Source organism: Rufibacter hautae (genome assembly GCF_008271695.1).
GTDB classification, from domain to species: Bacteria; Bacteroidota; Bacteroidia; order Cytophagales; family Hymenobacteraceae; genus Nibribacter; species Nibribacter hautae.
Genome location: NZ_VKKY01000001.1, coordinates 2,027,238 through 2,041,244 on the forward strand (window position 1 = coordinate 2,027,238; position 14,007 = coordinate 2,041,244).

Below are 14,007 nucleotides of genomic sequence, written 5' to 3' on the forward strand. Positions count from 1 at the left end.
TCTTATGAAAAAACTATTGCTTGTAGCCCTGCTGCTGTGGGGTATAGGGAACCTCCATGCCCAGAAAAAAACGGTGGAGAAAACACTGGCCTTGCCCACTACGAAGAAAGTGAACCTGAACCTCAAATTCGGGAACAATGTGAAGGTAACGGCCTGGGATAAAAAAGAAGCCTACGTGAAGGTAACCTACGAGATCAACGGCGGCAAACTGAACCAAGCCATGCTGCTCACCTTTGATCTTGGCAAAGACCAGCTCAACGTCACCGCAGATCTGGATGAGAAGCTTCTGAAAAACAGTAAAATTGAAGGCGGTTGCCCCGAAGGCGCTACGACCACCTACGGAAATTATTCCAACGGCAAATTGGAAAGCGGCGTCTGTGCCCTTATTGACTACGAGATCTTCCTACCCCGTGACGCCAACCTCACCCTGGAAACCATCAACGGCGACCTGGAACTCCGCGGCCTGCGGGGCACCGTGAACGCCAAATCCATCAGCGGTTTCGTAGACATGGACTGGCCCACCCAGCAGGGCGCAGCCGTCTCCCTCAAAACCATTACCGGCGAAGTTTACTCAGACCTGGACATTGCCCTCGCCGACAAGAAGCAGGAAGCGCCCATGGTAGGCTACCAACTCCGCGGCAAAGTCAAAGACGGCGGCGCCAACATCAAGCTGGAATCCATCAGCAACAACGTCTACTTCCGCCGGAAAAAGTAACCCCGTTTAGGGGCCGGTTTTCGAAAATCAGCCCCTAAACAGACAAGCCAAAGGTGATTTCTCCTACCGGTCCATGTAGGGGCAATCCCTTGTGGTTGCCCTTTAACACTAGCGGAGCCTAGTACAAGTTGTTGGTGATAACATTAACAACGGCTAACCGACACTACTCGGTTGTTTACCTTTCAGGTACGATACCCGAATGTCCCCCTTTGAAGGGGGTAGGGGGATGATTACTCGTGCTGGTTTTGGCGTTCCCGAGAATTATTTTAATTCGGTTCCTAGTTGTTGGAGTAGGTTCTTCAAACATTTTTGTCATCCCCCTACCCCCTTCAAAGGGGGACGATAACTTACCAAATACACAGTAAGCTTTTTACAGCTACTGCCTTAAGTTATTACCTGATAATCGTTTTTAGGCCGATTTCCTGAAAACAGCATAAAAAGACCCTGCCGCCTTGCACCGGCACTCTCCTCTGCTGTTACTCCTCCTTTCTATCCTTCCAATTCATCCAACATTGCTATGAAAAAAAGAGCCCTCTTTCTGCTGGGACTGCTATGCCTATGCCTCAACTGTACGGTTACCGGGTGGGCCCAAAACGCGGTTCCTTCTCTCCCCAATGCGCCCGCCAAAGGTACTGGTAAAATCTCTGGCGTGCTGGTTGATTCTGTGTCTGGGAAGCCGGTGGAATACGCCACGGTAGCGCTCTTGCGAAAAGACAGCAACGTGTCGGTAGACGGGACTTTAACTGATGACCGGGGCCGGTTCACGTTCAGTAAGGTGCCTGCGGGGGTGTATCAGCTTACGTTCAGTTTTATCGGGTACCAGGCCAAAAGCATCCACGGGGTGTCGGTTACAGAGAAAGAGGTGGAAGTGGGACGTGTGGCGCTGAGTCCGGCGGTGAATAAGTTGCAGGAGGTAACGGTGGTGGGGCAGAAACCGCTGGTAGAGGACAAAGTAGACCGCCTGGTGTACAACGCCGATCAGGACATCACCAACACGGGTGGCAACGCCGCCGATGTGCTCAAGAAAGTGCCGTCGCTCTCGGTGGACGTGGACGGCAATGTGCAGCTGCGGGGCTCCGCTAACGTGCGGGTGCTCATCAACAACAAAGCCTCTACTATTATGGCCACTAGCCTCGCCGATGCCCTCAAACAGATTCCGGCGGAGATGATCAAAAGCGTGGAGGTGATTACCAGTCCATCGGCGAAGTACGATGCCGAGGGCACGGCCGGCATTATCAACATCATCACCAAAAAGAACGCAGTGCCTGGCCTGAACGGTAGCGCGGGTTTCACAGTGGGCACCCAGAACAGCAGTGCTTTCACCAACCTGAGCGCGCGACGGGGCAAAATGGGCCTCAACCTGAATCTGGGCAGTTTCAAATATTCGGTGCCCAAAGGCTACGGCATGTACCGCCGCGAGGTGGCCGAGGGCGGTGACATTATCACCCTCCAGACCGGCGATGGGCGGGTGCACGGCGGGGGCGGTTCCTTTCAACTGGGCCTTGACTATGACTTGGACTCGCTCAACCTGTTCTCCGTGGGCCTGCAAATGAACACCGGGCGTTACCAGGGCAGCAGCGCGCAGGAAACCACCACAGATCAGCCAGGTGCACTGCCGTACATCCGCAATACCAGTGATTTTCAGTTCATCCCCCTGGGCACGGATGTGAACCTAGACTACACCCATATTTTCAAGCCGCAGCAGGAACTCACCCTGTTGGCGCAGTTCAGCCAGTCAAACCACGATAACTTTGTGAACCAGGACCGCTTCAACAGTGAGGACCAGCTTTTCTACCTGCAGCGCAACACCAACCAGAACAGCAACCGCGAGTTTACTTTTCAGGCCGATTACGCGCATCCGCTTACAGACAAAGCCACCCTGGAGACCGGGCTTAAAACCATCCTCCGCCGTGCCGACAGTGATGCCCAGTACGATATTCGGTACCCGCTGGAGAATCAGGCCGCACCCGAGGAGAACATGTTCCAGTACCAGCAGGATGTGGTGGCTGGTTACCTTTCTTACGGCCTGACCATGGGCAAATACAACCTGAAAGCCGGCACCCGGTATGAGCAAACCCGCATCAAAGGCGATTTCACCAGCACCAACACGTTTCTGGAGGAGACTTACGGCAACCTCATTCCCAACGGCACGCTGTCGCGCACGCTTAAGGAAAACCACACGCTCAAGGCCAGCTACACGCAGCGCATCCAGCGGCCGCACATTTTCCTTCTGAACCCGTACCGCGACAACCGAGATCCCAAGAGCGTCTTCTTCGGCAATCCCAGACTGGACCCCGAGCTGACGCACCTGTATGAGTTGGGCTATAGTACGTTTTTCAAGACCAGTTCCGTTACCACTGCCTTGTACCTTCGGAAGATTGATAACGCCATCCAGCAGGTGACCTTGGGCATAGACCAGGGCGTGGCGCAGAACACGTTTGAGAACGCCGGCAAACTGCTGAGCTACGGCCTCAACGTGTCTGGCTCCACCAAGCTGGTGCCGGCTTTAAGTCTCAACGGCAACCTGAACGTGTACTACAACCGTTTGCAGGGCTTGGGCACCCAGAACACCGGCTGGCAGTACAACCTCAATGTGACCACCGGCTATGAATTGGGCAAAGGACTGAGCACGCAGTTCACTGGCGGCTTCAACTCGCCCCGCGTCACGCTACAGGGCCGGGCGCTCTCCTGGCAGTACTACAACTTCGCGGTAAAGAAGGAGCTGTTCAACAAAAAAGGCAGCGTGAGCGTGGGCGTGAACAACCCGTTCACCAGGTCCATCAACTACGGCACCGAGACCCGCACCGCCACCTTCACCCAGACGAACGAGAACCGCAATTTCAACCGCTCCGTGCGCCTCAGATTTGACTACAAATTCGGGCAGCAGGGCGCAGGAAAATCAGCTCGCAAGAAGAAAGCCATCCGCAACGATGATGTGAAGCAGGGAGAGTGATTTTTATTGAGTGATGGAGTGAATGAGTGGGTGAGAGAATAATTACTATCGATTCTGTCCTCCTGGAAGGATCTTGTGGGTGAATTGAACTAGCCTGTACTAAGTGCGGCTAGTTCAATTCACCCACAAGATCCTTTCAGTTGTAAAAGGCAGTGATGGTGTGCTTGTTTTTAACCTTATTTTTAGGAAAGAGGCGAAAAACAGAAGAGGACTGCGCTGTTTTCGGGCTGTTTTCTTGAAATTTGCCCGAAATAGAAACTCAGGCTCATGCGCTTTGCTCTTACCAACGGCACCATTTACTCGGGGCACACCATTACCCAAAATCACGCAATTTTGTTTGAAGATGAACAGATCATTGGGCTGGTGCCCGATGACCAACTTCCCGATGATGTGACTGTGCTGGATGCCGAAGGGGGTTTTATCTGCCCAGGCTTCGTGGACCTGCAGGTGAATGGCGGCGGCGGGGTTTACTTTACGCAGTATCCTACGCTGGAGAGCCTGCGCACCATCCGGGATGCGCACCTGCAGTTTGGCACTACCAGCTTCTTGCCCACAGTGATCTCGGCATTCCAGGACAAGATTCTGGAGACCATCACGGCCGTGCGCGAAGCCATGCAACAGCAGCCCAGCATCTTTCTGGGCATGCACCTGGAAGGACCGTTCTTCAATATGGAGAAAGCCGGCGCGCATGACACCGCCTGCATCCGGGCGGCCACGCATGAGGAACTGGACGTGCTGCTGGAAGCGGGCAAAGATGTGATCACCTACCTCACCCTGGCGCCTGAATGCGTGGAGGAAAGTGTCCTGGCGCGATTAGTGGAAAGTGGCATCGTGCTTTCGGCGGGGCACAGCCTAGCCACCTATGACCAAGCCCTGCACTTCTTCCGGAACGGTGTGACCGCGGTGACCCACCTCTACAACGCCATGAGCGGCATTGACACCAAACAACCTGGCCTGGCCGCGGCCACGCTGTATTACGGCCAAGCCTGGACCAGCATTATTGTGGACGGCGAGCACTGCCACCCGTACGCCGTACGGATGGCCAAAAAGATGCTGGGCGAGAAGCTCCTCCTGATCTCTGACTGCGCCGCCTGCGTGGGCTCAGATATCCTGTTCACCGACTTCGGGAATTTTAAGGCGTACTACCGCAACGGCCGCTGCGAAACCGAGGACGGCCGCCTGGCCGGATCTGCCCTGACTATGCTGCAGGCCGTGCAGAACACCGTGAATCTGGTTGGTCTGCCGCTGGACGAGGCAATCAGAATGGCCACGCTCTATCCAGCCCAAGTCCTGAAATTGGAGCACAAAGTAGGTCAACTGCTACCCGGCGCGTCCGCTAACCTAGTGGTGTTGGACAAGGCATTGCAGCTGCAGAAAGTATGGGTAGACGGGCAGGAAGTAACGCTCCGCCAGAAGTAACGTCCAAGCGTTTTAGGGGCATTTTCTGCAAAACATCCTTTTACTTTCTTAAACCCTTTTCCAAAGAGAACCGAGAGGAATGAGGCTGTGCATTCCAAAGGGTTGAGGGATTTAGCTTTTCCTCAGCCATCTTATTTTTAGCTTGATTTCCCGGTAAATTGGATGTTGAAATATTAATATTATATTGGATTGATATTTAAGTTGAACAATAAACTATTCAATTCAAGAATCAGCCGCTTCACCGAGTCTTTCCTTCTCCTGTGATGCATGATGGCCTCTCTTCTTAACCTTTCCTAATCTGTTATGATGTTAAAAAATACTCTTAAACCTTCAGGAATTTCCTTTCTTGTACTTGCAGGCGTTCTGGCAGTAAGTTGCAACAAGGCCATGACTACTAAGGACCAACAAGCCGTTGCCACTACACAAGAAGCCACGCCAGTTGCGGCTGAAAGTAAACTGCAGTCAGGCATTCTGATGGCCAACATGGATACTACGGTAGCACCCGGTGATGACTTCGCAGGGTTTGTCAATGGACTATGGATGAAGAAAACGGAGATTCCGGCAGACAAAGCTGCTTTTGGGAGTTGGTCTCTTATCGTAGACAAAGCGCAGGAAGACATAAAGGCCATTATAGAAGCCGCCGCCGCTGGCACATCTGCGGCAGGTTCAGAAGAACAGAAGATCGGGGATCTGTACGCGTCTTATATGAATCTGCAAGCCCGTGATTCTATCGGCATAAAACCGCTTAGGGCAGAATTTCAGAAAATAGACGCTATTCGCACGCAGAAAGATTTGGTGCGGCATTTCGCCTATATGAACAAGTATGGCGGTAGGGTTCCGTTCAATGTGGCGGTTGAAACAGATCTTAAGAATCCCAAACAATACATGTTGATGACTTGGCAGGGTGGCTTGGGCTTGCCGGAGCGCGAGTACTATTTCCTCAATGATGCCAAGTCAAAGGACATCCGAAATAAATACGTAGCGCACATTGAGAAAATGTTCACGTTGGCGGGTGTAGCTAAAGGCAAGGAAAAAGCTTCTCAAATCATGGCCTTGGAGACGCGTATGGCCTCCAAACACATGAAAAAGGAAGACACCCGCAACATAGTGGCGCTTTATAACAAATATGCCGTCAAAGATGCGGCAGCCCTCATGCCTGCTGTTGACCTGAACGGTTTTCTGCAGGAAGCCGGCATAAAGCAAGACAGCATTGTGGTAACACAGGTGGCCTACATGAAAGCCGTCAATGACATTGTAAAAACCACTCCGCTCTCTACCTGGAAAACCTATCTGCAATGGAGCGCTCTTAATTCTGGTGCTGCTTATCTAACGTCTGCCCTGGAAAATCAAAACTTTGAATTTTATGGGAAGACCCTATACGGCGTACAGCAGCAAAGGCCGCAGTGGCGCAGGGCTGTGGATGTGGTAAATGGCAGTCTGGGCGAAATGGTAGGGAAAGTTTATGTCCAAAAGCATTTTCCACCTCAGGCCAAAGAACGGATGCAGGTGCTGGTGGGTAACCTGATCAAAGCATATGAAAGCAGCATCAAAGAGTTAGATTGGATGAGCGAGGCCACCAAACAACAGGCCTTGGATAAGCTAAGCAAATTCACGCCTAAGATTGGCTACCCTGACCAATGGCGCGACTATTCAGCCCTGCAAGTAGCCAAGCATGATCTGTACGGGAACATGCAGCGGGCCACCGCTTTTGAGTACCAGCGCAACGTGAACAAACTAGGCAAACCCGTTGACCGCAGCGAATGGGGCATGACCCCTCAAACCGTGAACGCGTATTACAACCCGCCGTTGAATGAGATTGTTTTCCCGGCCGCCATTCTACAGCCTCCGTTCTTTGATATGAATGCTGAAGATGCGGTGAATTATGGTGGTATTGGAGCCGTAATAGGGCATGAGATTGGGCATGGGTTTGATGACCAGGGCAGCACCTTTGACGGAAACGGCGTCATGCGCAACTGGTGGACAGACCAAGACCAACAGGAATTTAAAAAACGCACCAATGCGCTGGTTGCTCAATACAATGAGTTCAAGGTATTCCCTGATCTGAACGTGAACGGAGCCTTTACCTTAGGTGAAAACATTGGAGACTTGGGCGGCTTAAGCATCGCCTTGAAAGCGTATAAAAACAGCTTGAACGGAAAGCCTGCCCCTGTTTTGGATGGGTATACCGGCGAGCAACGGGTATTTATCAGTTGGGCGCAAGTCTGGTTGAATAAAGCCCGGGAAGAAGCACTGCGCAACCAGGTTTCCACAGACCCGCACTCCCCAGACATGTTCCGGGTGAACGGCGTGGTACGGAACATCCCTGAGTTCTACACCGCTTTCAATGTGAAACCAACCGACTCCTTGTACCTGGCTCCTGAGAAAAGAGTGAAAATCTGGTAACAATGCCGCGCTAAGGTGTCACGGTAAGTAAAAAGGCCAGCCTAACGTAATAGTAGGCTGGCCTTTTTACTTACCTGTAAAGAAATGCCGCAGCAGAAATCACAACTTTCTACCATTTCTTTGAAAGCAAGCCAAATACATCCGTAAAAGAAATTTAGAACCATTTTTCAAAAAGTAGCCGTTAAACGAAACTTATACCTTCTGGTATTTACAATTTGAAAACAGGTGTTGCCAGAACAACACCTGAACCAACACCTGAACTATGAAAATCATCACCATCACCCTGAACCCCGCCATTGACAAAAGCACCCGAATAGAAACGGTGGCCCCCGAGAAAAAACTGCGCTGCGAGAAACCCGTGTTTGAGCCGGGTGGCGGGGGCATCAACGTTTCCAGGGCCATCAAAAAACTGGGCGGGGAATCCTGTGCCTGGTTTCTGGCCGGCGGACACACGGGCGAGAAACTGGGAGAGCTTCTCCACCACGAAGGGGTGTCTTTCAGGAAGTTCAGCTGCCAGGAATCTACCCGCGAGAACCTGATTGTCTTTGAGGTTTCCTCTCGGCAGGAGTACCGGTTTGGCATGCCCGGCCCCCAGATCTCCGAGCCCGAGTGGCGGCAACTGCTACAGGCATTGGAAGACTTGGAGGAGGTGCCCGAGTTTGTGATTGCCAGCGGCAGCAATCCGCCGGGTGTACCCGATGATTTCTATGCTAAGGTAGCTGAACTGGCCTCCAAAAAAGGCTTCAAACTGGTAGTGGATACCTCGGGCGCAGCCCTGATGAAAGCGGCCGGCAAAGGCATTTACCTGCTCAAACCTAACCTGAACGAGCTCGCCGCGCTGGCCAACAAAGAAGTGATTTCGGCGCAGGAACAGGAAGATTTGGCCACCCAAGTCTTGGAGGAAGGCAAGAGCCAGGTGCTGGTGGTGTCTTTAGGGCCGAGGGGCGCCATGCTGGCCTCCAAAGAAGGATTTGATTACGTGGTACCGCCCACCGTGAAACAGGAAAGCGCCGTAGGGGCCGGCGACAGCATGGTAGGTGCTATGGTCTTGAAACTGCAGGAAAACTGGCCTCTGTCTGACGTCATCCGCTACGGCGTAGCCGCCGGAACCGCCGCCACCATGACCCCCGGCTCAGAACTCTGCCGCAAACAAGATGTAGACAGCATCTACCAATGGCTCAAAGCCCGCCGGTAAGGTTAGAAAGGAATTTGGGTTTTGTTTTGAAGTCGTTTTTAAGAAATCAGGCTTAAAATGATGCTTCTTGCAAGTGCGGCAGAGCGGATAGAAAATTTGCTGCAAGACTGCTCAGAAATACGTGCGGACACGAGCTGCAAACTCGCGCCAGCGAGTAATATCGCAGAAGTAATTTGAGGCTCGCGCCTCAGGGCAGTTGCAAACTACCCAAATAATGGGTCCAAGTCACAGACTTGAACCATGGAATTGGGAAAGCAGTTGTAAACACCCCTCTTCGCTCCCATCAAAGGGAGAATCTCCGCTTAGTGGGCACATTTCCAATTCCAGCCTTTCGGTTGAGCGCCTTGTCAGGTTCCGGTGCCGCAGGCATTGCGACCGCAAGGGAGCAAAGGAAGCTGGCGCAGCGCGATGCCGGAAGGCGGGGCCTCGCGGCCGTGAGCGCTCGGAGCCCAGCAATGCAACAACACAGCTTATGCATCCACGCAAACTGCGGCGCTACGCCAGCAAAAGCAGACTACGAGTGCAGATTGATAAAGAAGCACGAATCATTCAAGTAAGACTATTACCCACAACCCATCAAAAAGTCAAGATGCTTACTTTCTCCCTTCCTTCACCACCTCCATCTGCACCGGTACAACACCGCTTTTCTCCATATCCAGCTTGCGAGCCGCCGATTTAGACAAATCGATGATGCGGCCGGGAGCGAATGGGCCGCGGTCGGTGATGCGCACTTTCACGGAACGTCCGTTCTGCGGATTCGTTACTTTCACCTTGGTCCCGAAGGGCAGTTTCTTGTGGGCAGCCGTGCGTTTGCCGGGTTTATAGCGGTCACCGTTGGCCATTTTGTTTCCCCTTAGTTTATCTGAGTAATAAGAGGCTTTGCCTTTCTCTGTGTAGCCCCGCTCCCCAAAAGACGGAGCCTTGGTGGTGCAGTTGGTGGTGAGCAAAGCCAATAAAAGTAAAATGCAGAGAGGGCGGGGGAATAAAAGGGTAAGCTTAGGCATAGGAGAAGAAATGTTGTAAAGCACTGGCCAGCAGCGGCCAGTTAAGTTGTTCCAGCGGATGTTTGGTGTTGGGTACCACATGCAGCTGGCCTTTGGGCAACTGCCGGTAAGCGGCCAAGGCTTCTTCCACGGAAACCATCTGGTCTTTGTCGCCAACGGCTACGCAAACAGGAACGCTGATCTGGGCTAATTCTTGCGCAGAGAGCAAAGGCGTTTGGCCCAGTTGCAGCATCAGGTCTGCGGTGTGGCGCAGCAGTTGCGCCCAATCCTGCGGGGCATGGCGCTGTTGGAGAATCTGGGCAAAAGCCGGTACTTTCTCAGAAATGACTTCGGGGCGGAGTTTGGCGGTTTCCCCTTGGGCGGTTTCCGGAGTCCAATTGAATTTGGTGCCGAGGGTAAAGATGCTGGCGAAGCGGTCTGGTCTCTGCCGAGCCGCCTCCAAGGCAACGTAGCCGCCCATGCTGTAGCCAAACACCTGCACGGGCGGCAGGTCTTGTTCCTCTAACCAGGTAAGCAGTTGTTGAACGAAGTACGCGATGGTGAACGGGCCATTGGGGAAAGGTTCTCCGCCGTGGCCGGCCAAGTTCAAAGCGTACACCGGCACCTGCTTAGGAAGCAGCGGCAGCAGCGGCTCAAACTGGCTTTTGGCCCCTAAAGCGCCGTGTAACAAAAGCAGTGGTTCCATGCTGTAAGGTAAGCGTTCTGAAGGATTCTAACCAAACGTTTCGTTTTACCCCTGATTTTAGGAAAATGCCCGCGAAACAGGTCCTGTGGGTTGTCGCTCAGGCTGCTTTCCCAAGTGATGACTTCTTTGGACTAGCCCAAAATCTTCAGTAAGTGGAAGCCTTTGATCACGAAGCCTTCCCGGAGGTAGAATTTATGGGCGGCGTTGTTGCCTACGTAGGCATCCAGCATCAAGGTCTCGCATTGGTTTTTGGTGGCCTCGGCGGTGAGCCAGTCTACCAGCAGTTTGCCTATGCCTTGAGAGCGGTACTGCTCATCCACCACAAAGTTGTCTATCTCCAGGTACTTGCCGCTGTACAGTTTGGTGCCTATCCAGTACCCCGAGAGCCCCAGGCAGGTATCCCCATCAAAAACGCCTACCATGCGGTATTGCTGGGGCAACATAAGCCGTAACAGGGTTTCATAGCGCTCTGGCTCCATGTTGGGGTTCAGGTACTGGATCAAGGGGAACTGCTGCAGCATCTCAGCCAACTCAGATATCTGCCTTATTTGGAAAGGTGTAGCCATGGGGTCTTCATCTAAGCCTCAAAAATAGGAAGTGCATGGCAGGGGTAAAACAAATGCTAACAAAATGTTAAAGAATGCCCCTTTAATTCTGATAAAGTTAAATATCTGTTAATTAGGGTTTATGCGCTGGTTTTTAGAAAATAGCCCTTCTATATTTGATGCGTTGATGACCCGTAAATAGAAGTCAAATTTTCTGAAAATAGCAGGTAATTAAGGGCTGTTATTCTTGCTGCTAGTAAATGTAGATACATGACTTCACTTGTTGCTTTAAATGTTTAAAAAATAATTTTCTGTCTGCATGCAGACTTTCTGAATTAATAAGGATGTGCTTTTTAAATTATTCTGGTAGCGCAGCGTGCAAAAAGTGTCCGATTTTAAATAGTGTTGTGTCCGGCATCGCACATTGTAGACAGGGGTAAAGAGTTAAAATGCTGTAAATCAGTTATTTAATAAAGTGGCATGTAACTTGTAAACCTTTATTAGGAACCAGTGAATGACCTTTGGGTGGATCAAATACAGGATTGTTGAGAGGATAAATTCAAGCTGAAATAAAAAGAAAAAAAATTATCATCCGCAAGCAACCTTCTTTTAGATTCTGCATCTATTAGAATATAACACAAAAACATAGAAAACATACATTGTTAAAATAGGCATTTTTTATGCCCTGGATCTTTACGTCCTTTTCCCTAATAAAAGGTGTTTGTTTAAGTCAAAAAATGAAAAGTATTAAGGTTTGTTATTAACAGTTTAACTCATTTAAAAGAAATAATTATGAAACGTTTATTATTCATTCTCGCCCTCGTTTGCATGCAAGTAGTAACATCTTTCGCCCAAGGTCCTACCAGCCGGGTGAATACAGAGAAAGTTAAGATGTACCGTCAGCCTGCCATTGGCGGCGAGGTGATGCGTTTGTTGGGCTCTGAAGACGAGATCATCGTCATGCGGAAACAAAACCATGAATGGTCTCTAGTGCAGATTGACGGAGAGGCAGGCTATGTCCTGAACACCTATCTAAAGGCCAAAAAAGCCAAAAAGGCCACTGCCGCTAAAACACCTGTCGCCCCCAATAAAAGCGCCAAGCTCTAAGCCGCAAAGATGAGGGTCGGGGCAGCTTCCGGCTCCAACCCGTAAAAAGCAGAGGGCCCACTCAACGTTGAGTGGGCCCTCTGCTTTTATAGAGCACTTAGCCTCTATTCTTTTGGAGTGTAGTTGTAGATGTCAATGGCCTCGGCGAGCTGGTCTTTTTTCACGAGGCGCAGGAGCTGCGGAATTAAGGAAACCCCTGCCCCGATGAGCAGCAAAGGAGATATCTTGCCGCTGCTAGACCCGCCCCGGAACTGCTGCGTAACGCCAGCCACCATTAAGCCCGCACCCGCCACGTAAATACCCGTCTGTATGTTCTGCCCGCGTTTGTAGTCCTGCAGGCTTTCCACGCTGCCAGGGTTGTCAGAAAGAGCGGTGCGTAGGTTTTTATAAGTGAGAGGCTGCAAAGGCTCATTCTCCTTCTGGAAATAGTACACGCGGCGCTGGGTTGGGTAACCGTAACCTCCCATTCCGTATCCGCCCATGCCGTACCCTCCGTAGCCGCCATACCCTACGCCAATGCCGGGGCCATAGGAGTTATAGTCGGTGCGGTACACAAAGTACGTAGACACGCGCCCGGCCTGTTCGCGCTGGGCGAAGTTACTGAAGCGCCGTCCGGCGTCAACGCGGGCAAAGAAACCTTCCTGGCTCTGGAAATACTTCACCGTTTCCGGGGCATATTTGAGAGAATCGTCTAAAAGGAAGAAGTTCTGTTTAAAGACAGGGCTCTTGAACTGGAGCCGGCTTGCGTACACGCGTTGCCCGTTGTGCAATTCTATAAAGTAAGGTTGCCCCGAGGTGGTGCCATTGATTTGAGCCCAACCACTTTGTGCCCCCATCCAGCAAAGGAAAACCAGTAAATATAATTTTTTTATCATAGCAAAAAGTAAACGAAAAAAGTGGACACTGTATGATAAAGCTAAATAAAAAAAGGCAAAAAGGCCCTGTAAATTGGAAGAAGCGGCCGTAAAGCGCAACAGCAGGCAGAAAACCAAGTAAAAGAAAGAAGCCTTATGTTTTACTTAACCTGATTCTACTATGTTCATTGCATTGTGTATTTTATTGATCATCGCTTTGTTTGTCACCGTGTATTACATACGTGCGAACAAGGCGGGCGCTTCCGCGGAAGGAACCACTACCCGCCTCTCGGGCGGCGGATCTAACGCTCCAGCCACTCCGGGCCAGACTTCCAGAAGTTCCTTCAACCCGGGCAGTATCCCAGACAGCGCCGGAAACGGCAACGCCGCTATGAGCTCCGGCAAGCAAGGCTAGTTTGCTTGCACCTGATAGATAACAGAAAGGCACCACACTAGTGGTGCCTTTCTGTTTGCGGGTCTTGCAAAAGCCTTCTTATTTGTTGCCGTTTTCAGTGGCCATGGAAGCCTGCTTTTTGCGGGAAGAAGTGTTCCCTTTGGCGTCTGCTCCCTGGTTATCGGCGTTTTGCTCTATCTGGATAGGCTGGTTACTGCCTTCGCGTACCTCAATGCGGTGGCGGGCAGTTTTCTGCTCGTCTTTAGGCACCCGCACGTGCAGGATACCGTTTTCAAACACCGCCTCAATGTTTTCTGGTCTCACGGTGTCTGGGAACTGGAAAGACCGGCTGAATGACCCGTATTGGCTTTCTACCAGGTGGTAGCGCTTGTCTTTCTGCTCCTTGTTGAAGCGCCGCTCGCCAGAGATGGTAAGTCTGCCTTGTTGGTAGTCAAGGTGGATGTCTTCCTTCTTGAGTCCGGGCAGGGCCATCTCCACTTCATACCCTTTCTCGGTTTCACAGGTGTCTACCTGCGGGCTGAAACTATTCAGCCGCTCGCGGCTATTCACAGAATCATTAAAGAATCGGTCCAGCATGCTGCTGAAGGTCTGCGGCATCATGTCGTCAAAGCCGCTTCCAAAACGTTGAATGGCCATAGCTTTAAGTTCTTTAAATTGTGAAACATTGGCAGGCCAAGTGCTGCCTCTTGTAATAGCTTCCTTTCACTCACGA

12 protein-coding genes are annotated in these 14,007 nt (G+C 51.4%); 7 read left to right on the forward strand and 5 right to left on the reverse strand.

What is annotated here, in order from left to right; translation table 11 throughout:
• The first annotated feature begins 4 nt into the window (after positions 1 to 4).
• From FOA19_RS07925 to FOA19_RS07945, 5 genes are all read left to right on the forward strand, one after another.
• On the forward strand, positions 5 to 715 hold the full coding sequence (locus FOA19_RS07925; RefSeq protein ID WP_149090198.1) for a DUF4097 family beta strand repeat-containing protein: 711 nt from the start codon (positions 5 to 7) through the stop codon (positions 713 to 715).
• 517 nt (positions 716 to 1,232) lie between these two features.
• Positions 1,233 to 3,668 (forward strand): TonB-dependent receptor domain-containing protein, encoded by a 2,436-nt coding sequence (locus tag FOA19_RS07930; RefSeq protein ID WP_149090199.1) that lies wholly within the window; start codon positions 1,233 to 1,235, stop codon positions 3,666 to 3,668.
• Between the two features lie 267 nt (positions 3,669 to 3,935).
• Positions 3,936 to 5,087 carry an N-acetylglucosamine-6-phosphate deacetylase gene (gene nagA, locus FOA19_RS07935; protein WP_149090200.1) on the forward strand — a complete coding sequence of 384 codons (1,152 nt, stop codon included), beginning with the start codon at positions 3,936 to 3,938 and terminating at the stop codon, positions 5,085 to 5,087.
• A gap of 387 nt (positions 5,088 to 5,474) precedes the next feature.
• On the forward strand, positions 5,475 to 7,490 hold the full coding sequence (locus FOA19_RS07940; RefSeq protein ID WP_223808777.1) for a M13 family metallopeptidase: 2,016 nt from the start codon (positions 5,475 to 5,477) through the stop codon (positions 7,488 to 7,490).
• Positions 7,491 to 7,752: 262 nt separating this feature from the next.
• Complete coding sequence (locus FOA19_RS07945; protein ID WP_149090201.1) at positions 7,753 to 8,685, forward strand: 1-phosphofructokinase family hexose kinase; 933 nt, start codon at positions 7,753 to 7,755, stop codon at positions 8,683 to 8,685.
• A gap of 593 nt (positions 8,686 to 9,278) precedes the next feature.
• Here FOA19_RS07945 and FOA19_RS07950 read toward each other — a convergent pair.
• The 3 genes from FOA19_RS07950 to FOA19_RS07960 form a co-directional block, all read right to left on the reverse strand.
• Entirely contained in the window at positions 9,279 to 9,689 is a 411-nt protein-coding gene (locus FOA19_RS07950; protein WP_149090202.1) for a septal ring lytic transglycosylase RlpA family protein, read from the reverse strand.
• Positions 9,682 to 10,374, reverse strand: a complete 693-nt coding sequence (locus FOA19_RS07955) for an alpha/beta fold hydrolase (protein WP_149090203.1) — start codon at positions 10,372 to 10,374, stop codon at positions 9,682 to 9,684. The genes FOA19_RS07950 and FOA19_RS07955 overlap by 8 nt, the downstream gene beginning before the upstream one ends.
• Positions 10,375 to 10,505: 131 nt before the next feature.
• A complete protein-coding gene (locus FOA19_RS07960) occupies positions 10,506 to 10,940 on the reverse strand; it encodes a GNAT family N-acetyltransferase (protein WP_149090204.1) in 435 nt (144 codons plus the stop codon).
• A gap of 771 nt (positions 10,941 to 11,711) precedes the next feature.
• Here FOA19_RS07960 and FOA19_RS07965 point away from each other — a divergent pair.
• Complete coding sequence (locus FOA19_RS07965) at positions 11,712 to 12,026, forward strand: SH3 domain-containing protein (RefSeq protein WP_149090205.1); 315 nt, start codon at positions 11,712 to 11,714, stop codon at positions 12,024 to 12,026.
• Positions 12,027 to 12,130: 104 nt separating this feature from the next.
• Here the strand turns inward: FOA19_RS07965 and FOA19_RS07970 are convergent, their stop codons facing one another.
• On the reverse strand, positions 12,131 to 12,901 hold the full coding sequence (locus FOA19_RS07970; RefSeq protein WP_149090206.1) for a hypothetical protein: 771 nt from the start codon (positions 12,899 to 12,901) through the stop codon (positions 12,131 to 12,133).
• A gap of 160 nt (positions 12,902 to 13,061) precedes the next feature.
• Here FOA19_RS07970 and FOA19_RS07975 point away from each other — a divergent pair, with 160 nt between their 5' ends.
• Complete coding sequence (locus tag FOA19_RS07975) at positions 13,062 to 13,295, forward strand: hypothetical protein (RefSeq protein ID WP_149090207.1); 234 nt, start codon at positions 13,062 to 13,064, stop codon at positions 13,293 to 13,295.
• A gap of 78 nt (positions 13,296 to 13,373) precedes the next feature.
• On the opposite strand, the gene FOA19_RS07980 is transcribed toward FOA19_RS07975, so the two are convergent.
• Entirely contained in the window at positions 13,374 to 13,931 is a 558-nt protein-coding gene (locus FOA19_RS07980) for an Hsp20/alpha crystallin family protein (RefSeq protein WP_149090208.1), read from the reverse strand.
• Positions 13,932 to 14,007 lie beyond the last annotated feature (76 nt).